This is a genomic window from Pedobacter jaeyakensis (genome assembly GCF_054461315.1).
The window spans coordinates 943,613-962,749 of record NZ_CM136921.1 but is presented as its reverse complement, the minus strand read 5'-3'; the positions used below and the strand labels follow the sequence as shown (position 1 = coordinate 962,749).

Annotated in this window: 22 protein-coding genes; all 22 read right to left on the bottom strand. The window is 38.8% G+C overall.

The annotated features are described in order from the left end of the window. Nucleotide 1 precedes the first annotated feature (1 nt). Entirely contained in the window at nt 2-1,468 is a 1,467-nt protein-coding gene (locus ACXZ1K_RS04470; protein ID WP_458972177.1) for a complex I subunit 4 family protein, read from the bottom strand. A gap of 21 nt (nt 1,469-1,489) precedes the next feature. Further along, nucleotides 1,490-3,382, bottom strand: coding sequence for an NADH-quinone oxidoreductase subunit L (nuoL, locus tag ACXZ1K_RS04465; protein ID WP_458973234.1), 1,893 nt, complete (start codon nt 3,380-3,382; stop codon nt 1,490-1,492). 21 nt (nt 3,383-3,403) lie between these two features. Next, nucleotides 3,404-3,733 (bottom strand): NADH-quinone oxidoreductase subunit NuoK, encoded by a 330-nt coding sequence (gene nuoK, locus ACXZ1K_RS04460; protein ID WP_458972176.1) that lies wholly within the window; start codon nt 3,731-3,733, stop codon nt 3,404-3,406. Further along, nucleotides 3,733-4,230, bottom strand: a complete 498-nt coding sequence (locus tag ACXZ1K_RS04455) for an NADH-quinone oxidoreductase subunit J family protein (RefSeq protein WP_458972175.1) — start codon at nt 4,228-4,230, stop codon at nt 3,733-3,735. Before ACXZ1K_RS04455 ends, nuoK begins: the two co-directional genes overlap by 1 nt. Then, nucleotides 4,231-4,731 carry a NuoI/complex I 23 kDa subunit family protein gene (locus ACXZ1K_RS04450; RefSeq protein ID WP_458972174.1) on the bottom strand — a complete coding sequence of 167 codons (501 nt, stop codon included), beginning with the start codon at nt 4,729-4,731 and terminating at the stop codon, nt 4,231-4,233. Between the two features lie 32 nt (nt 4,732-4,763). Continuing rightward, on the bottom strand, nt 4,764-5,801 hold the full coding sequence (nuoH, locus tag ACXZ1K_RS04445) for an NADH-quinone oxidoreductase subunit NuoH (protein ID WP_458972173.1): 1,038 nt from the start codon (nt 5,799-5,801) through the stop codon (nt 4,764-4,766). Beyond that, on the bottom strand, nt 5,801-6,805 hold the full coding sequence (locus ACXZ1K_RS04440) for an NADH-quinone oxidoreductase subunit G (protein WP_458972172.1): 1,005 nt from the start codon (nt 6,803-6,805) through the stop codon (nt 5,801-5,803). Before ACXZ1K_RS04440 ends, nuoH begins: the two co-directional genes overlap by 1 nt. Nucleotides 6,806-6,810: 5 nt before the next feature. After that, complete coding sequence (nuoF, locus tag ACXZ1K_RS04435; protein WP_458972171.1) at nt 6,811-8,178, bottom strand: NADH-quinone oxidoreductase subunit NuoF; 1,368 nt, start codon at nt 8,176-8,178, stop codon at nt 6,811-6,813. Then, entirely contained in the window at nt 8,178-8,690 is a 513-nt protein-coding gene (locus ACXZ1K_RS04430; protein ID WP_458972170.1) for an NADH-quinone oxidoreductase subunit NuoE family protein, read from the bottom strand. Before ACXZ1K_RS04430 ends, nuoF begins: the two co-directional genes overlap by 1 nt. Then, nucleotides 8,683-9,897, bottom strand: coding sequence for an NADH-quinone oxidoreductase subunit D (locus tag ACXZ1K_RS04425; protein ID WP_458972169.1), 1,215 nt, complete (start codon nt 9,895-9,897; stop codon nt 8,683-8,685). The genes ACXZ1K_RS04430 and ACXZ1K_RS04425 overlap by 8 nt, the downstream gene beginning before the upstream one ends. A gap of 5 nt (nt 9,898-9,902) precedes the next feature. Continuing rightward, nucleotides 9,903-10,406, bottom strand: coding sequence for an NADH-quinone oxidoreductase subunit C (locus tag ACXZ1K_RS04420; protein ID WP_458972168.1), 504 nt, complete (start codon nt 10,404-10,406; stop codon nt 9,903-9,905). Beyond that, nucleotides 10,406-10,948, bottom strand: coding sequence for an NADH-quinone oxidoreductase subunit B (locus tag ACXZ1K_RS04415; protein WP_458972167.1), 543 nt, complete (start codon nt 10,946-10,948; stop codon nt 10,406-10,408). The genes ACXZ1K_RS04420 and ACXZ1K_RS04415 overlap by 1 nt, the downstream gene beginning before the upstream one ends. A 107-nt stretch (nt 10,949-11,055) precedes the next feature. Then, nucleotides 11,056-11,427, bottom strand: a complete 372-nt coding sequence (locus ACXZ1K_RS04410; RefSeq protein WP_458972166.1) for an NADH-quinone oxidoreductase subunit A — start codon at nt 11,425-11,427, stop codon at nt 11,056-11,058. 76 nt (nt 11,428-11,503) lie between these two features. Continuing rightward, the gene (locus ACXZ1K_RS04405) at nt 11,504-13,225 is read right to left on the bottom strand and encodes a tetratricopeptide repeat protein (RefSeq protein ID WP_458972165.1); all 1,722 of its coding nucleotides are present in this window, start codon (nt 13,223-13,225) and stop codon (nt 11,504-11,506) included. Nucleotides 13,226-13,365: 140 nt separating this feature from the next. After that, nucleotides 13,366-14,280 (bottom strand): substrate-binding domain-containing protein, encoded by a 915-nt coding sequence (locus tag ACXZ1K_RS04400; protein WP_458972164.1) that lies wholly within the window; start codon nt 14,278-14,280, stop codon nt 13,366-13,368. Continuing rightward, nucleotides 14,281-14,505 carry a hypothetical protein gene (locus ACXZ1K_RS04395; RefSeq protein WP_458972163.1) on the bottom strand — a complete coding sequence of 75 codons (225 nt, stop codon included), beginning with the start codon at nt 14,503-14,505 and terminating at the stop codon, nt 14,281-14,283. It lies immediately after the preceding gene. 2 nt (nt 14,506-14,507) lie between these two features. Further along, entirely contained in the window at nt 14,508-15,329 is an 822-nt protein-coding gene (locus tag ACXZ1K_RS04390) for an energy transducer TonB (protein ID WP_458972162.1), read from the bottom strand. Nucleotides 15,330-15,354: 25 nt separating this feature from the next. After that, the gene (locus ACXZ1K_RS04385; protein WP_458972161.1) at nt 15,355-15,798 is read right to left on the bottom strand and encodes an ExbD/TolR family protein; all 444 of its coding nucleotides are present in this window, start codon (nt 15,796-15,798) and stop codon (nt 15,355-15,357) included. 113 nt (nt 15,799-15,911) lie between these two features. After that, nucleotides 15,912-16,517, bottom strand: coding sequence for an ExbD/TolR family protein (locus ACXZ1K_RS04380; protein WP_458972160.1), 606 nt, complete (start codon nt 16,515-16,517; stop codon nt 15,912-15,914). Between the two features lie 86 nt (nt 16,518-16,603). Then, complete coding sequence (locus ACXZ1K_RS04375) at nt 16,604-17,434, bottom strand: MotA/TolQ/ExbB proton channel family protein (protein WP_458972159.1); 831 nt, start codon at nt 17,432-17,434, stop codon at nt 16,604-16,606. Nucleotides 17,435-17,773: 339 nt separating this feature from the next. After that, nucleotides 17,774-18,127, bottom strand: coding sequence for a translation initiation factor (locus ACXZ1K_RS04370; RefSeq protein ID WP_458972158.1), 354 nt, complete (start codon nt 18,125-18,127; stop codon nt 17,774-17,776). Between the two features lie 10 nt (nt 18,128-18,137). Further along, on the bottom strand, nt 18,138-19,016 hold the full coding sequence (locus tag ACXZ1K_RS04365) for a diacylglycerol/lipid kinase family protein (protein WP_458972157.1): 879 nt from the start codon (nt 19,014-19,016) through the stop codon (nt 18,138-18,140). Nucleotides 19,017-19,137: the final 121 nt, after the last annotated feature.

Below are 19,137 nucleotides of genomic sequence, written 5' to 3'. Positions count from 1 at the left end.
CTTAGATTCCCAATGTTAATTTTTGTGTTACTTGATTTATTAATTGTTGCACAGCTGCCTCAGATAAATGCATAATTGGCTTTGGATAAACACCAATTATGATAATCAGTATGCAAATGATGTAAAGAACGGCTTGTTCTGATCCTTTAATGTCAGTAAAGCTAATAGTAAGCTCGTTAGTTTTACCCAACATCACATTTTGATACATTCTAAGCATATAAACCGCTCCAAATACAATTGTTAAGCCAGCAAAAACGGCTCCCCAAATACTGAATTGATAGACACTCATCAACAATAGAAACTCGCCAATAAAACCATTTGTTCCAGGCAAAGCAACCGTTCCTAAGACGATGATCAAAAACGTTATGGCTAACTTAGGTGCTTGCTTTGCAATACCACCCAAATCGCTAATCTTATTTGTTTGCATCCTGCTGGATATAATGTCAATGACGAAAAACAACCCAATAACATTAACGCCATGGCTCAGCATTTGGATCATTGCTCCTTGCATTCCCTGAATGTTTAGTGCAAATATCCCTGCACTGATGAGTCCAACGTGCGCTATTGATGAATAGGCGACTAATCGTTTGGCTTCTTTCTGCATAAAAGCAATAATAGACGCGTAGACTATGCCGATTACCGATAATACAAAGGCCGTTTGTCCCCAATCCTGTACTCCAAGAGGTACAATAGGCAACAACCACCTGATCACCCCATAAATACCCATCTTAAGCATAATACCAGACAATAACATTGTACCAGCTGCAGGAGCTTGGGTATAGGTATCAGGTTGCCAGGTATGGAACGGGAAAATTGGCATCTTGATAGCAAATGCGATAAAAAAGGCCCAAAATATCCATCCTTGTTGAACGCTGTCTAGTCCGAGACTATAAAATGCAGCGATATCGAAGTTATTAGCTGGATTTTGAAGATATAGATATATAATACCTAATAACATGAAAAGTGATCCTGCTATTGTGTATACAAAAAACTTCATGTTTACTTTTATACGATCTTTTCCTCCCCATATCGCACAAATGAAATAGATAGGGATTAGCGCAGCCTCCCAACCAATATAAAACAGAAAAGCGTCAAGCGCCGTAAAGACAACGATAAGTCCGCTTTGCATAAACAAGATCAACGCGAAGAATGAAGCTGAATTTTTATACTCATGCTGATAAGCTGAACATATAATTAACGGTATTAATGCATTGGTCAGCAAAATGGTTATGATACTTATTCCATCAATACCAGCGTGAAAATTGATTCCTAATTGCTGGATCCATGGATAGTTTATAACGAACTGCGTTGATGCATCAGGAGTAAAACTGCAAAGCACAAGAATAGTAACTGTTACAGAAGCCAGTGCCGATATCAGTGCTACATATTTGGCAGATTTACCTGAAAATGCAGTTACCAGTGCTCCGACTAATGGTAAGAATATAAGAAGTAGTAAAAGTTGTTCCATTATTTCGTTGTGAACTGTCTTTTATAATGATAAATAAGTATACAATAACATTGAGATGATTCCTATCACCATCATGAAAATATAAAAACCGACATTTCCAGATTGCACAAGTCTTAGCCCTTTACTTGCCTCCGAAGTCCCCCAGCCTAAACCATTTACGATTCCGTCAATTATTTTATTGTCCACTATTTTATAGAAAAAAGTAGAAAGCAAATCAAGTGGCTTACGTATAACGGCGTCATATATTTCATCAATATAAAATTTATTGTATGACAGGTTTACAAGAAGCGGTCTCTTTGCTTCGTCTGGAATTGGAACATGATTTTGTTTAACATATTTACCATACGCTATAGTTATAGCTATCAAGACCCCGATAATAGTTATTCCCATTAGCATAAATTCTGTAGCGTGATCTCCGCCTTCTGCATGGTGCGCGATCACTGGTGAAAGCCATTGAGATAACCAATGGTGGCCACCAAGTACTTCAGGGATACCAATAAAACCGCCAAATGCAGATAAAATTGCCAAAATGATCAAGGGGATGGTCATCGATTTAGGTGATTCATGAATTTTCTCTTCAGCATGATGGGTTCCCCTGTACTTCCCGAAGAAAGTTAAAAACAGCATTCTAAACATGTAGAAAGCCGTCAAAAATGCGGTGGCAACACCAATTACCCACATCAACTTATTATGCTCGTAGACATGTGCTAATATTTCGTCTTTTGAGAAGAAACCGGAAAAAGGCGGTAAACCGGCAATCGCCAAAGTTCCTACAAGCATTGTAATGAAAGTTATAGGAAGCTTTTTACGAAGTCCGCCCATATGTCTCATATCTTGCTCGTGATGCATCGCATGAATTACCGAACCAGCACCAAGGAAGAGCAGTGCCTTGAAAAATGCATGCGTTATCACATGAAAAAACCCGCCATCATAAGCGCCAACACCTAAGCCCAGGAACATGTAACCTAATTGGGAGACAGTTGAATACGCCAGGACTTTTTTGATGTCTGTCTGAGTCAAAGCAATCAATGCACCAATAAAGGCCGTCGCTAAGCCGACAACAGCAATAATGTGCTGCACCAACGGTGCGAGGTCAAATAATATGTTAGATCTAGTGATCATGTAAATACCCGCTGTTACCATGGTAGCGGCGTGAATCAGCGCAGAAACCGGAGTTGGGCCAGCCATCGCGTCTGGTAACCAGGTAAACAATGGTAATTGCGCAGATTTACCACATGCACCAATGAATAACAATAACGCAATAAGCGTAATCGTACCATTGCCTGGCATCATAGTGGAAGCTTGCGGAAATATTTTTGAGAACTCAATACTTCCAAACGTGGTAAATATAAAGAATACACCAAGCAGGAATCCAAGATCACCAATTCGATTCATAACGAAAGCTTTCTTAGCGGCAGAAGCATAGCTACTATTGGTGTACCAAAATCCGATCAGTAGATAAGAACACAACCCTACCCCTTCCCATCCAATAAACATGACGATATAGTTAGATCCAAGGACAAGCAGTAGCATGAAAAATATAAAAAGATTCAGATAGCTAAAAAACTTCCCAAAGCCATCATCCTCATGCATGTATCCAGTAGAATAGATATGGATAAGAAACCCAACACCAGTTATAATCAACAACATGACTGAACTTAGCGGATCCACAAGGAAAGACAATGGTATCTTCAAAGAACCTGCAGAGATCCAATCAAATAAAAACACCTCGTGCGACTTAACCGGATCAGCGCCTAACTGAAAAAATATGGCAAGGCTAATTAAAAAAGAAATGAATATTACGCCGCTTCCAATAAAACCGATGAGGCCCTTTGAAAATGTATTCCTACCCAGACCATTGATGATAAAACCAATGAAGGGGATTAATGGAACCAGCCAAACTAAATCTATGATCATCTTATAACTTATTCTTAATTACCATTTAAGGCGATTCAACACATTGATATCAATCGACTGCGTATTTCTGTAAACCATTACAATTATACTTAAGCCTACGGCGACTTCAGCAGCAGCCAAAGCCATAATAAAAAACACAAAAACCTGTCCGGATGGGTCATTACTATGTACCGAAAAAGCAGTTAACAATAGATTTACTGCATTTAACATCAACTCTACCGACATAAATATCACTATAGCATTACGGCGGGTTAATACCCCCACAACACCAATCGTGAAAATTATTGCACTTAACCAGATATAGTGATTAAGTGGTACACCTTGCAATTCCTGAGTAATATTCTGCACTATATTTTTTCTTTTTTGGTTAACAATACAGCTCCAACCATCGCTGTTAACAACAGTATTGAAGACAATTCAAAGGGCAACATAAACGGTCCGAATAATTCTTTACCCAGGTTTTTTAATAACCCAAGATTAGGATTTCTTAAAATAACAGGATCTGATATGGAAGTAGCTTTTAAAGAACCTATCAAAGTAACCACTAGACAACACCCTGCAATAACTCCAACAATTTTCACCATGTTAGATTTCAAAGGCTCATTGTCCTTGTTTAAGTTTAACAACATCAGTACAAAAAGGAAAAGCACCATAATTGCTCCCATGTACACGATAAAATTTACCACCGCTAAGAACTGCGCATTAAGTAAAATATAATGTATAGTGAACGTAAAGAATGTTAGAATTAGGTATAAAACGCTATGTACCGGGTTCTTTGCAAAAATTACCATCAATGAAAAAATGACGCTCAATGTGGCAACGAAATAAAATACTGACACTCCCATTTATATGCTAGTTAGCGGTTGTTCAACCAGTTTATCCTTACCATAAATGAAATCTTTACGCAAGTAATCTGAAGGAACGATTGGTCCGTCCAAATAAATTGCTTCTTTAGGGCAGGCCTCTTCACATAAACCACAAAATATACAGCGAAGCATATTAATCTCATAAACCGCTGCGTATTTTTCCTCTCTATAAAGGTCTTTTTCTTCTGGCTTACGCTCAGCTGCAATCATCGTAATCGCCTCTGCCGGACACGAAAGTGCACAAAGTCCACATGCAGTACAACGTTCCTTACCATTTTCGTCCCTTTTTAGAGAGTGCATGCCTCTAAAATTGGTAGAAAATTCTCTCTGAACTTCCGGGTACCTGATAGTTGCCTCCTTTTTAAAAAGGTGGCTTATTGTTACAGATAACCCTTTTGCAATTGCAGGAAGATACATGCGCTCTGCAAACGTGAGGGGCTTCTGTTCTAATACTTTCTTCTTACTGGTTAATGGTTCCATTAAACCTCCTTATTATACCGCATTGCGGATCGTTAAAACTTTTCAATTATGGCAATCACTACTCCTGTGATAATGATATTTGCTATAGCCAGTGGAATTAAACCCTTCCAGCCCAAATGCATCAATTGATCATAGCGGAAACGAGGGATAGTCCAGCGCACCCACATAAAGAAAAAGATAAAAGCAAATATCTTAATAAAAAACACCAAAGTACCTATCAATGGTCCAATAGCAGGGCCAGTATGTAGCAACACCCAATCCATTCCAGGGTAGTTATAGCCCCCAAAATATAGCGTAGCCATTACGGCAGAGGAAACAAACATATTTATGTATTCTGCAAACAAATAGAACCCAAGTTTCATAGAAGAATATTCCGTATGATACCCCCCAATTAGCTCAGTTTCGCACTCCGGCAAATCAAACGGCGCACGGTTGGTTTCTGCAAATGCGCAAATAATAAATATTAAAAAGCCCAGAGGTTGATAAATAATATTCCAATGCCATCCATGCTGTTGCTCGACGATTTCCTTTAGACTCATCGTATTGGTAACCAAAAGCAAGGCAATAATCGATAAACCCATTGCTATCTCATAACTGATATTTTGAGAGGCTGCCCTGATTGCGCTTAACAAAGAGTATTTATTATTAGATGCCCAGCCACCAATCATAACTCCATAAACACCAAGAGAAACTACACCAAAAATATAAAGTATACCAACATTGATATCCGTCACCTGTAATGGTACAATTCTATCCCCAATAGCGATAGCACTTCCCCATGGAATAACCGCCGTACCTATGCAGGCCGTTAACATAGCCAATCCAGGCCCCACCATAAATAACCATTTGCTTGCATTGGTCGGGATAATCTCTTCCTTCATGAACATCTTCACACCATCAGCTAACGGCTGTAATATCCCAAATGGGCCAGCTCTATCAGGCCCGAGTCTATCCTGTAAAAAAGCGGCAACCTTTCTTTCCGCATATGTGGAGTACATGGCTATCAATAAGCTAATGGCAAATATGATGGTAACAAGTACAAATTTTTCTATAACGAAAGCTATATCCATTAGAATTTGGCTGTTTTTTCTAGTTCAACTTTATTTGCTTGCTGCAACTGCGGGTTATTTTGAATAACTGGAAGTGGCTTAAGCGTTTCATAGTGATTAGATGCGATCACCGACGCATCGCTAATATGCGTAGGATGTTCAATTACCCAGTCGTCGGTCTTTTTCTTATCGAAGCGACAAGTATTACAAATGAATTCCTCAACTTCTCCATAAATATCTTTACGGGCAGTCACTCTTAGTACATCTGCTCCCTTATACCACAACGTAACCTTTCCGCTACACGTAGGGCAATCTCTGTGGGCATCAATTGGCTTTGTAAACCAGACCCTGTTTCTAAACCTGAAAGTCTTATCCGTCAATGCGCCTACCGGACAAACATCAATAACATTTCCAGAAAAATCATTGTCTACAGCGGTTTGAATATAAGTAGAGATTTCAGAATGATCTCCTCTGTTTAAAATTCCGTGAACGCGTTTGTTGGTGATCTGATCAGCTGTAAATACACAACGATAACACAATATACACCTGTTCATATGTAGCTGTATTTTATCGCCTATATCTATTCTTTCAAAAGTTCTGCGCTCAAATTCGTATCTGGTCTTTTGCAAACCGTGCTCATAGCCCAGGTTTTGCAAATCACATTCTCCCGCCTGGTCACATACCGGGCAATCAAGTGGATGGTTGATCAGCAACATTTCTACAACACCACTTCTTGCTTCAATCACTTCAGGTGAAGTGATGTTCTGCACTTCCATCCCATCCATCACGGTAGTGCGGCAAGAGGCCACAAGCTTTGGCATTGGTCTTGGATCTTTTTCTGAACCCTTGCTTACCTTAACAATACAGGTACGGCATTTCCCACCGCTTCCTTCAAGCTTGCTATAATAACACATTGCAGGTGGCACGATGTCTCCTCCAATTTGTCTTGCAGCATTTAGAATACTTGTACCGGGTGCTACTTCTACTGTTATCCCGTCTATGGTTACCTTAACTTTATCACTCATGATTGTTAATTTCCTGTCGTAACTTCTGCTTTAGCAATTGGTTCAGCATAGTTTGCTAAACCATAATTTGTTTCTAATGATTTGATCGGCTCTTTCACGTGCCATTCAAATTCATCCCTAAAATGTCTGATCGCACTTGCAACTGGCCATGCAGCTGCATCACCGAGCGGACAAATTGTATTTCCTTCTATTTTCTTAGAAACATCCACCAACAGGTCTATGTCACTCATCTTGCCATGTCCATATTCCAACCTATGCAATACCTTTTCCATCCAACCAGTACCTTCCCTACAAGGTGAACATTGTCCACAACTTTCATGATGATAAAATCTGGAAAAATTCCATGTATTTCTAACGATGCACTGATCTTCATCAAAGGCTATAAATCCACCAGACCCCATCATACTACCAGTTGCAAATCCGCCTTCAGATAAAGACTCATAGCTCATCAACCTCGAATCGCCATTGGCCAGTTTCAGTGTAAGATTTGCAGGTAAAATCGGAACAGAAGAACCTCCAGCTACCGTAGCCTTCAACCGCTTTCCATTTGCAATACCTCCGCACCATTCGTCTGAGTAGATAAATTCCTCAACAGGCAATCCCAACTCAATTTCATAAACTCCTGGCTTCACAAGGTTACCAGAAGCTGATATAAGTTTGGTGCCAGTACTACGGCCGATTCCAATTTTGGCATATTCTTCTCCACCGTCGTTAATAATTGGAACCACAGCAGCAATAGATTCAACATTGTTTACTACGGTTGGGCAGCCATATAAACCTGCAATGGCTGGGAATGGAGGTTTAATTCTTGGATTGCCGCGTTTGCCTTCCAAGGATTCTAAAAGCGCAGTTTCTTCTCCACAGATGTAAGCACCACCACCTGGCTGAACATAAAGCTCGAGGTCATAACCTGAACCTAAAATATTCTTACCTAAAAACCCAGCGTTTTTTGCTTCAGCAATTGCCTTCTCCAATATGCGGATTTGAGGCATCATTTCTCCTCTAACATAAATGTATGAGGTGTTTGCTCCAAGAGCAAAACTAGAAACAATCATTCCCTCAATAAGCGCATGAGGGATATAAGTCATTAAATAGCGATCTTTAAAAGTTCCGGGCTCAGATTCATCTGCATTACATACCAAATACCTGGCAACTCCTTCCGGTTTGGCGAGGAAACTCCATTTCATTCCAGTCGGGAAACCTGCGCCACCGCGACCTCTCAAGCCAGACTTCTTAACCTCTTCTACAACTTCGTCAGGGGTAAGCGTCTTTAATGCTTTTTCCACGGCACGGTAGCCACCTTTTTGGCGGTAGACCTCAAGTGTATTTATACCGGGTACATTTATGTGTTCTAATAACAGCTTCCGTCCCATTATCTATTGCGTAAATCGTTAATCAATTCATCAACCTTTTGCTCAGTAAGGTTCTCATAGAAAGTGTACTCAGGGCCAATTTGTAAGACAGGACCATAGCCACATGCTGCTAAACACTCCACACCTCTCCAGCTAAATAGCCCATCGCTCGTAACTTCGCCTTCTTTTACACCAAGAGATTGCTCCAGATGATTCATAATCTTTTCCGCACCAACCAAACAACAAGGTCCAGTTCTGCAAACCTCCATCACATACTTACCCTGCGGCCTTAAAAAGTACATGCTGTAAAATGAAGCTACTTCATAAACTTCAATGCTTTGAATATTAAGATAGGACGCTACCTTATCCATTGCATTCGGACTCAGCCAGCCTAATTCGGCCTGAGTTTCATGTAAAATGGGAAGCAAAGCAGACTTGTGCTTTCCTTCAGGATATCTTTTAACAATTTCACCAAACTTCTCTGCAAGAGCCGGCGAAAATTCTACAGGTTGTTGTTCTTCTACTTTAAGCATCTAATTCTCCTGCAATAATATTCATGCTACTCATGTTGATAATTGCATCTGACAACAGCATGCCTTTACTCATAGGAGCAAACATTTGATAATTAATAAAACTAGGTCGTCTAAAATGTAAACGATAAGGCGTTCTTCCCCCATCATTTATAAGGTAAAATCCCAACTCCCCATTACCCCCTTCAACTGAGTGATAAACTTCTGCTTTCGGCGCGTCAATCTCACCCATTACTATCTTAAAGTGATAGATTAAGGCTTCCATATTATTATATACTTCCTCTTTTGCAGGCAGATAAAATTCTGGTACATCGGCATGAAATATTCCTGATGGTTCATGTTTAATCTTTTCCAGCGCTTGCTCGATCAGCTTAACACTCTGCCACATCTCTTCGTTTCTAACTAAATAGCGATCATATATATCACCGCTGGTTCCCACTGGCACCTCAAAATCAAAATCTTCATAAGAAGAATAAGGATCACTAACACGTACATCGTAATCGACGCCTGCAGCACGCAACAGCGGACCAGTCCATCCAAAATCCAATGCCTGTTCAGCAGACACCTCTGCCACCTTTGCTGTACGGTCTATAAAAATACGGTTACGGTTAAGCAAACTTTCAAACTCCCTTAATGCAACGGGGAATTCTTTCAGGAACTTATTGATCTTAGTAAAAGCGATTTCATTAAAGTCACGCTCAAAACCACCGATCCGGCCAATGTTAGTAGTTAACCTCGCACCGCAAATCTCCTCATAGATTTCGTAAATATGTTCTCTGAACTGAAAAAGGTATAAGAAAGTAGTAGTAGCACCTGTATCCTGAGCAATAATTGTATTGCATATGATATGGTCCGATATACGCGCAAGCTCCATGATAATTACCCTCAAGTAATCAACACGTTTTGGCATTTTGATATTAAGCAGTTTTTCAACAGTCATGTGCCACCCCATATTATTAATTGGAGATGAGCAATAATTTAACCTGTCGGTTAATGGAGTGATCTGATAGAAAGGCCTGTGTTCCGCAATTTTCTCAAATGCGCGATGGATGTAGCCAATCGTTGAAACACCACTTACTATACGTTCTCCATCTAGCTGAATCACGTTTTGAAAAACACCATGCGTTGCAGGATGAGTAGGTCCTAGGTTTAGGGTGACCAGCTCATTCTGTGGATCGTTATCTGTATATACTGGTTGATTGTGATTCATAATTCTTATCTACCAAAGTATTCGTCTTTTTTATCTACTCTATTTGGATCTTCCAATGGGTATTGCTTCAACATCGGATGAACACCTAATTCATCCATATTTAAAATCCTTCTTAAATCTGGGTGACCATCAAACTTAACTCCGAATAAGTCATAAGTTTCTCGTTCCATCCAGTTTGCAGCATTCCAGAGATTCGTCGCTGTGGGGATATTAGGTTGGTGCTCATCGATAAATACCTTAACCCGGATTCGTACTTTGCTAACCATGCTGTGCAAATGATATACAACAGCAATTCCATGTTTCTTTTCTGGGTAATGTACCGCAGTAATATCAGTTAAGAAATTAAATTTTACAGGACCATTGTTCTTCAAAAAACTAAGTACATCCAGTATGATATCTTTATGAGTTTCAAAAGTTAAAAGTCCATAAGGCTCATTTACACCGATTATTTTATCGCCAAATCTCTCAGTTAGCGATACGATCAATTCATGATTGGTTCCTTCAGCCATTATAATATACCGTATGATGCCAACATTTCTTTGTACTGATCTGAATTTCGTCTTCTGCCCGATTCATTTCTAACCAATTCCTGAATCTTGCCAAAGCCATCCAGAATGGCTTCTGGTCGCGGTGGACAACCAGGAACATATACATCCACAGGAATAATTTCATCAATACCCTGCAGAACTGAGTACGTATCAAATATACCTCCGCTTGATGCACAAGCACCAACGGCCATTACCCAACGAGGCTCTGCCATTTGAAGATACACTTGCTTTAAGACTGGACTCATTTTTTTTGCAATAGTCCCCATAACCATCAATAAATCGGCTTGGCGAGGAGAAAAACTCAATCTCTCAGATCCGAACCTTCCAAAATCATAATGAGAACCCATGGTTGCCATGAATTCAATACCACAACATGAAGTAGCAAATGGCAAAGGCCATAATGAATGTGAACGTGCCAGGCCAATCACCTTATCAAGAGAGGTTGCAAAAAAACCAGATCCTTCAATGCCTGGAGGCGCGTCTACTATATTGATGTTACTCATAATACAAAACGAAAAAGGCTCATTCCTGTAGAGAATGAACCACAAATTTACAATATTTTGAAGCCAAATGAATTAGGCATCAATCATTTAGAAACAATCTAAATAGATTAATTCCAGTCCAGGGCCTTTTTCTTCAATACATAAATAAAGCCAAGCAAGAGTGTACCCATAAAGATGAACATTTCAATCATTCCATTCATGCCGAGCTCCCTGAAATTAACTGCCCAAGGATACATAAAGATCACTTCAACATCAAATAAAACAAAAAGGATCGCTACAAGAAAATACTTGATGGAGAAGGGCTGACGAGCATTACCTACAACTTTAACACCCGCTTCAAATGTCGATAACTTATCTGCTGTTTTCCTTTTTGGGCCAAGGAAGTGAGTTGCAATCAGCGTAACTACCACAAACCCTAATGCTACAACAATTTGAAATATGATAGGCAGAAAATCTACCGCTGCACTTTTAGTTTCCATATTGATTAATTCTGACGCAAAATTAAAAGAAAAAGGCAGGATAACAACCCTGCCTTTTTCTTTTGTTCAATTTATATTATTTCTTTTTAGCTGGTGCTTTTGGAGCAGGCGCAGTTAACGATTTGATTCCTTCAGCAGCTGTCGCATTTGCAGGATCAAGGGCTAGTGATTTTTCCCAATACAATTTTGCTTTTTCCTTATCATCCTTATAGGAAGCGAAACCCGCAATTTGGTTATATGCTTCAATCATACTTTTTGAAGAAGGAGCTGGTTGTACTGCTTTTGCTACTCTTGCTTCAGCAGAATCCAGGAACTGCTGGTAATAAGGCAATTTTCTACCTGTCGGCTCAGTTTCACTATCTAATAGGTTATTCACTCTGGCTCTCCATAAGTAGACATCGATAGTTCCAGGGGATGCTTTAGCCACATGCGATAAAGATGAGTCACCTTTCACTAAAATTTCCTTGGATGGATTTTGCTTCGCATTGAAACCTTGTCCGTAATAGAAGTAAGAAGCAAGACCATGATAATAATAATTGTACAATGAACCCTTTCCGTTTGGATTAAGTTTATTAACAACATCATAGGTTGATATTGCTTTAGGCCAATTCTTAGCATCATAGAAAGACTTAGCTACATCAGCAAGCGCCTCTACTTTAGTAGAATCCATTTGTACCGCTTTCAATATATTCTTTAAAGCCAAACTATCCTCTTTAGCTTGCAATTGAGCCTTTCCAAGATACAAATAGTCATCAGATATCAAACGTGTTGTATCCTTCATTTTAGCAAAGAACTCATTCATATACTGCAAACTTTGAGGGTAGTTCTTATTTTCATAAGCCGAGTAACCTCTTAACCTCGAAACAAACATGTTCTTAGAATCATTAGGATTCATGGTTGCCAACTCACTTGTTTCAGTTTCCAATGTAGGGAAATCTTTTGCATAAAATAAGAACTGTGCATAACGCAATCTTGACTCATAAGACTTGTCTGTCAGGTCAAGATACTTCTTGTAATTTGTCAAGGCATCTGCAGCTTTAGCTGCAAAATTTTGTGGCTCCTGATTTGCCCATTGCATATAAAGCTCAGCCAACTCCCTATAAGCCGGACCGTAATTGGCGTCTGATGCAACCACATTTTTTAATTCCGTTTCTGCATCAGAAAAAGCTCTAGACTCTTTATACATCCGTCCAATTTGGACAGTAGCTCTGTATAAATTCTGATTGATACTCAAGGCCATCATGTATTTTTGAAGTGCTTCTGAGTTTTTTCTCTGCATCGCATAGTAGTCACCGAGAGCAAGAAACGTTTCAGGATCTTTATCGTTAGCATCTATCTCATCAGCCTTTTGCAAATTTGGAAGTGCTGCCGCAAAATCTGGCTTATCTAAACTTAAATAGGCCTTACCAATGTATAAATACGGAGTTTGATCCTTTTTAGACGCTACTTCGATGGCTTTATCGAAATTCGTTTTCGCTGAAGCTGCATTGTTAGCAATCAGATCAGCATGTCCTAAACCAACATAATTTAATGGAGATTTTGGATCTGCTGTTACACCTTGGGTAAACGCTGCTCTTGCGGAGTCCAAATAGTCTCTTTGTAAGTACACATCTCCAAGGCTAAAAAAGTTCTCGGCTTTTGCCGATGATTTTACCAACGCTTTAAGCATTGATGTCGCTTTTTGGTACTGTTCGGCATCTATAGCCTTTTTTGCATCAGCTAAACTTTGAGCAAAAGCGGCAGAACCCATCACTACTAAACCTAAACTTAAGGCTATTGCTTTCTTTGTCATTTTCATTGGTTCTTCAATTTAATTTTAAATGGACTCACATTTGTAAGTTCCGCGGTTCGTTGTTTTATCTCACTTAATATACCAATTCGATTTAATTATATTATCATCAAATTGTAACTGTTAATTTAGTTTTTCAAATATAAAATTTACTTGGAACTCTTCAAGTTAAATTCTCTAGGCATCATTTTATGTGGACCTAATCCCGATTTCAACACAATTAATTGTCCTCTCTGGCTCATTAACCAATTTGCAAAACCCGTGCCTAAGCCATCCCGGCCCTCGCAGTTGATAATATATACGTTTCTCAGGAAAGGATAGATGCCACTAATCAAATTCGTTTGAATAGGCTTATAATATGCGTCATCACCTTTTTTGCCCTTCAGGTTTTTAACGCCCATCGTTTTTACCTTCCCAATATAATCATTCATATTGGAATTATTTGCCAGTAGCCAATTCACACCCACCACACCAATATAATTTTCATGGTCAACAACGTATTTAATGACATCGTTATTGTTCTGCAAAGTATAAACTCCCGATTTGGGCAACTGCTTGACGCCAGCAAGCGTCATAAAATATCTTAACGTACTCGAATAGGGATTGTCAAATACCAACGCCTTACCGTCTTTTGCATTGCCTTTTAGGATATCAATAACTTGTTCCGTAGTTATGTTAGAATCCAGGTTACTGGAATGGGTAATTAGTGCAATGCCATCAATTGCAAATCTTGATGTTTTTGGTACGATGCTTCTTCGTCTATAAATAGTATCTTCCTCGTGAGTTAACATTCGCGATAAAACGATCAATCTAACACTGTCATTCAAAAACGCAGGAACTATTTTTCCTTCATTTCCTGGAATCACCGTAAATCTGGCATCCTTATAATCACTCTTGAAAACCGCAATTTGATCGGCTATTATAGAAGAAAACGATTCATCAACCAAAATTTTAACCTCTCCCGAAGTCCTAGTCTCCATTGCAGGATCAACTGCATTTGCTTTCCTTTCGCTTTTGCAAGCAAAGAATAGGCTGAGAAAAAGGGCTAAAGTTAAATATTTCATTTATTCTTCTTTTTGATTGATTAACCTTAAAAAACGGATCACGGCATAAACAATAAGAATAACCCCTAACAAGATCCGATACTTAGGATCAAGGGTTATCGGCATGTCCTTCCAAAGAATTAAACCGAAGCCCAAAACCAGGTAAAAAGCAAACATGACAAGCCCTAAAATAAACAGAAATCGCTGTTGAGGCGATTTCTGTTGAAATGATTTTAAGTTAAACATGTTTATTGTGACAGTGTAAAACTAATAGGGATGTTGTATTTAACACGTACCTTTTTACCGTTTTGTATACCCGGGATCCATTTAGGACTCGCTTTCAAAACCCTTACAGCCTCTTCATCGGTTCCACCACCCAACTTACGGTCCACTTTAATATCAGTTAAGCTACCATCCTTTTCTACAACGAAAGAAAGGAATACTTTACCTTGAATATTATTTTCCTGAGCCATTGGCGGATACTTTACAGTTTTCTTTAAGTAAGCATAGAATTTCTCCATACCACCTGGGAAAGATGGCTGCTGCTCTAGACTCACAAAGTCATAAACCCTGGTATCTTCAACAACCGCAGCCTGCTTTGGACCATCACCTGCTGCAGTAGCAATTACGATATCTGCATCAGGATCACCTTCCATTGTTTTCTGACCTGGATCTGCTTTTTTCAAATCCTCAATGGTTGGGGGATCTTCCTCACGTACCAACTCATCCGGTTTAACAATCGGAGGAGGGAACTTGATCTGATCTTGCTTCGGAGGTGGCGGCTCTACCGGTGGCGGTGGAGGAGTCTCCGGATTCACAGGAGGAGGAGTTGCAATCGCAACCTCAACCTGCTTTTCAACTTTTTCCTCAGGCTCAGATCCCTTAAACAAGGATGCAATCTTTGGAGAAAGGAACAGCAGTATGAACACTGCAGAAGCCATTAGTAATGATTTTGCGGTGTTAGAACTACTTTGCTGACGAAGCTCATAAGCCCCGTAGCTTTTGTTCTTGCCTGCAAACACTACATCAAGCCATTCCTTATTTAATAAATCTATTTTTGAACCAAACATAGCTTAATAATTTAATTTTAATAATTTATAATATTCCGGCGGCTTTCATCGCTTCCTTCTCGCTATCCAGAATATAAACATCATCGATTGCTGGTGCAGTCTTGATGCCGGCGATGTTCAATTCGTCCATAATATCAACAAAATTCTTATAATTTGCGCCATCAGTTGGTTTGATAATTACAATCAATTGCCTTCTTCTTGCTTTCATAAGATCTTCTTTGTTCTTTATGATCGATTTTCTAACATCTGCAAAGCCTTCTATATTCGGCTGGCTTTTACCAGCTTCACCCATGTACCATGCTACTTTGTTTTTCTTACCCAACAAAATTGTCATGGTCTCAGAAGCACGCAGCTCCAATTTAACGTCGTTATCTTCCTGATCCGGTTTGGCGATATCCATCGCAATTGGTTTAGACAGGGAGGTTGTTAGCATGAAGAAAGTAATCAATAAGAATGCAAGATCCACCATCGCGGTCAAATCGACCTTGGTGCTTGCCTTCTTGGTTCTTACCTTACCGCCTTTTTTGCCCCCCCGCTGGAGGTATCTAATTCTGCCATAGTATTTTTTTATCTGGCACCGCCTTATTCGGTGGATGTAATTAAACTAAATTTGTTAATTTTTTGTTTCTGAAGGATATCCACGATCTTTTTAACAACAGGATATTCTTCTTCCGAATCACCTTTAATCGTAACTCGCATTTGAGCCTGGTGTAATTCCGCAACTGAGTTACGTGATTGTAACAACCATTCAGATAATTGATTATTGGTAGAATCCACAGGTATACCATCTGTTGTTTTAAGATACTTTGTACGCTCTTCAGCACTCATATCTATAAAAGCTGGAAGGCTTGCGATTGGAACTCCAAATGCACCCACAACTCCAAAACGCTCTCTTTGTTCAGGCGTGAATTTGATCTTATAACGCTCACCCATCTTGTCAAGCGTGGCCATCTTGACATCCTTTCCTATCACTTCATAGAAAACCTTTCCTTTTCCAATTGAGAGTATGGCGATATCCACATCTGGTACTTTAAACTTGTACGTTGATGTTGGGATTTTAACCTCCAAAGGATCAGGCTGGCGTGCTGTTGCTGTTAATATAAAGAAAGTAAGTAACAGGAAGGATACGTCGCACATGGCGGTCATATCGATCGAAGTACTCTTTCTTTGAACCTTTGCTCTTGGCATAATTTTAAAAATTACTTATTGTTTTTACTAATGATGTTAATTCTTCCGGTTTTCCATAAAGCCGGTAAAAAAAAATTCATTATTTTTTATTTATGCGTACTAGCGTAAGTTTGGATGATGCTAAAACCTGCTTCATCAATTGCATAAGTCAATTTATCAATCTTAGATGTTAAGATGTTATACATGATAATCGCAAAAGTTGAAGTCGAGATACCAGTTGCTGTATTGATTAGTGCCTCAGAGATACCAGTTGCAAGTGCAGCCTGATCTGGAGCTCCAGAGTTAGCCAATCCACCAAACGCCTTGATCATACCTGTTACAGTACCCAATAGACCTGTTAATGTACCTACAGATACCAAAGTTGCAATTACGGTTAAGTTTTGCTCTAACATTGGCATTTCAAGTGTTGTAGCTTCTTCAATATCTTTTTGAATTGCTAAACATTTTTGTTCTGTATCCATGTTGGTTTCAGTTTCCATTTCACGGTATTTTTTCAAACCAGATTTGATAACATTAGCAACAGAACCTTGTTGTTTATCACATTCTGCAACAGCCGCTTCAATGTTGTTAGAATTCAAGAATCCTTGAACTTTTTTTACGAACGCATCTAAGCTTCCTTTTCCAGTTGCTTTGCTGATTACAATTAAACGTTCAACAGAAAATACGATTACCATCAATAACATACCCATAAGGACTGGAACGATGAAACCACCTTTGTAAGCCATACCTGCATAGTTACCTACTTTTGGTAAATTCTCTGCGTTATCATCAATAAAGTTGGTAGGATCTCCAAGTATAAACTTGTAGATACAAATTCCAATGATGATACAAATTGGAATAGTTAACGTTGCAAATAAATTTGAAGCCGAAGAAGAGCTCTCTTTTTTCACTGTTACTGGTTTTGGTGCGTTTGCCATTTTTTTTTTAGTTTTTAGTTTTTAGTACTTTGTTTTTTAAAATTAGATTATTATTCTGTAATACACACAACGACTATCAGAAACAATTGTTGCAATAACAAATTTATAACTTTGATTTAAATTCCAAATTAAATAATAGTTATGTATCCAATTCGTTTCTTAAGCCGTTCTCCCCGTTGGTAATACTGTATAATTAAAAAAGATTGCCACATCGCTGAGACAATCTTTCACAATTAAAACTAAAAAAAAACTGAAATGCAAATTTTTACCTAAAAAAAATACATTTTATACACTTTTCCACATAGTTCACGCAAAGCCCAAGACGATCGTTCGCTTAATTTATCCACCAGCCTTCTTAACCTTAAATCCTTCTTTTAGAAGTAGATCTACTATTTTATCCCTAAAGTCCCCCTGAACTAATATTTCACCGTCTTTGGCTGATCCGCCAACGCCGCATTTTGTTTTCAGCATCTTACCCAATTTTTCAATCTCCTCATCACTGCTACGAAAACCAGTAACTAAAGTTACAGCTTTTCCACCCCGGTTCTTTTTATCCAGTGATACTCTTAAATCTTGTTGATTATTGGCAACTGGCAAACTCATCTCATCATGCTCTTCTTCATAAGAAAAAGACGGATCTGTAGAATACATAATGCCACCAAGGTCACTTAAAGTCTTTTTTTTTGGTTTCATAATCAATTTATTAAGGAACTATAATGTTTAGCGACAATGGAGAAACTGATATCTCAATTTCCTTTCCCATAAAAAATGGTTCTCCATCTATATGGATAGGCCCATCCTCTACCCTCTTTATTTTCACTTTTCTACCTTTTATAATTTGTACCATCTTAGATCTATCTGTAACCGCACTAATCATCTCGTAGGCAAGTAACGGCAACTTAAACATGGAAAATTCCTTTACGATACAAATATCTAACAATCCATCTGTCACAGATGCTTTCGGAGATATGTGGGCATTGTTTCCATATTGTGAAGAATTTGCAATACTGATAAGGAAAGCTTTAAACGTATAATCAATTCCATCTATGTTAAGGTGGTAAATTTGCGCTTTATAATTCAATACCTCTTTTAAACCAAGTTTTAAATACCCTGTCAACCCCCTGGATTTATCACCAGCAAATACGGAGCTGATATAGGCATCAAAGCCTAAACCCGCCATATTATAAAATCCCTTGCCATTAAATAACCCACTGTCGATTGTTGCAACCTGATAATGATTGATAAGATCTATCGCGCCAGCCGGTTTTAGCGGAATCTTTAAAAACCTGGCAAGGCCATTTCCCGAACCAAAAGGGATAATACCAAGTACTTTATTGTGTTTCAACACCACTGAGGCAACTTCATTAATAGTTCCATCACCTCCAACGGCCACAATAATATCAAAGCTTTTATTTGCCGCCTCTTCTGCAATTTCAGCAGCATGACCGGCATATTCCGTAAAACTGTAATTGGCTACGAACCTGGTGTTGTCTAATCTCTTTTCAATTAATGCAGGAATTTTGTCTTTATTTTTCCCACCAGAGATGGGATTAATAACAAATAGAATGTTGGATCTGGACAAATGCGTTCGTTTAATACTCCGCAAAATAATCGATATTTTTTGACTAATTTAAATATATATAGTAATTTAGCCGCGTCAAGTGGACTGATTTGCGATGCTATTTTTATAGCGGGATTGCAAC

Bases quoted from the DNA above. Each gene is read 5' to 3' on its own strand.
- ACXZ1K_RS04470 (WP_458972177.1), bottom strand. From the start codon at position 1,468: ATGGAACAACTTTTACTACTTCTTATATTCTTACCATTAGTCGGAGCA.
- ACXZ1K_RS04455 (WP_458972175.1), bottom strand. From the start codon at position 4,230: ATGGGAGTGTCAGTATTTTATTTCGTTGCCACATTGAGCGTCATTTTT.
- ACXZ1K_RS04450 (WP_458972174.1), bottom strand. From the start codon at position 4,731: ATGGAACCATTAACCAGTAAGAAGAAAGTATTAGAACAGAAGCCCCTC.
- nuoH (WP_458972173.1), bottom strand. From the start codon at position 5,801: ATGGATATAGCTTTCGTTATAGAAAAATTTGTACTTGTTACCATCATA.
- ACXZ1K_RS04440 (WP_458972172.1), bottom strand. From the start codon at position 6,805: ATGAGTGATAAAGTTAAGGTAACCATAGACGGGATAACAGTAGAAGTA.
- nuoF (WP_458972171.1), bottom strand. From the start codon at position 8,178: ATGGGACGGAAGCTGTTATTAGAACACATAAATGTACCCGGTATAAAT.
- ACXZ1K_RS04430 (WP_458972170.1), bottom strand. From the start codon at position 8,690: ATGCTTAAAGTAGAAGAACAACAACCTGTAGAATTTTCGCCGGCTCTT.
- ACXZ1K_RS04425 (WP_458972169.1), bottom strand. From the start codon at position 9,897: ATGAATCACAATCAACCAGTATATACAGATAACGATCCACAGAATGAG.
- ACXZ1K_RS04420 (WP_458972168.1), bottom strand. From the start codon at position 10,406: ATGGCTGAAGGAACCAATCATGAATTGATCGTATCGCTAACTGAGAGA.
- ACXZ1K_RS04415 (WP_458972167.1), bottom strand. From the start codon at position 10,948: ATGAGTAACATCAATATAGTAGACGCGCCTCCAGGCATTGAAGGATCT.
- ACXZ1K_RS04410 (WP_458972166.1), bottom strand. From the start codon at position 11,427: ATGGAAACTAAAAGTGCAGCGGTAGATTTTCTGCCTATCATATTTCAA.
- ACXZ1K_RS04405 (WP_458972165.1), bottom strand. From the start codon at position 13,225: ATGAAAATGACAAAGAAAGCAATAGCCTTAAGTTTAGGTTTAGTAGTG.
- ACXZ1K_RS04400 (WP_458972164.1), bottom strand. From the start codon at position 14,280: ATGAAATATTTAACTTTAGCCCTTTTTCTCAGCCTATTCTTTGCTTGC.
- ACXZ1K_RS04395 (WP_458972163.1), bottom strand. From the start codon at position 14,505: ATGTTTAACTTAAAATCATTTCAACAGAAATCGCCTCAACAGCGATTT.
- ACXZ1K_RS04390 (WP_458972162.1), bottom strand. From the start codon at position 15,329: ATGTTTGGTTCAAAAATAGATTTATTAAATAAGGAATGGCTTGATGTA.
- ACXZ1K_RS04385 (WP_458972161.1), bottom strand. From the start codon at position 15,798: ATGGTGGATCTTGCATTCTTATTGATTACTTTCTTCATGCTAACAACC.
- ACXZ1K_RS04380 (WP_458972160.1), bottom strand. From the start codon at position 16,517: ATGCCAAGAGCAAAGGTTCAAAGAAAGAGTACTTCGATCGATATGACC.
- ACXZ1K_RS04375 (WP_458972159.1), bottom strand. From the start codon at position 17,434: ATGGCAAACGCACCAAAACCAGTAACAGTGAAAAAAGAGAGCTCTTCT.
- ACXZ1K_RS04370 (WP_458972158.1), bottom strand. From the start codon at position 18,127: ATGAAACCAAAAAAAAAGACTTTAAGTGACCTTGGTGGCATTATGTAT.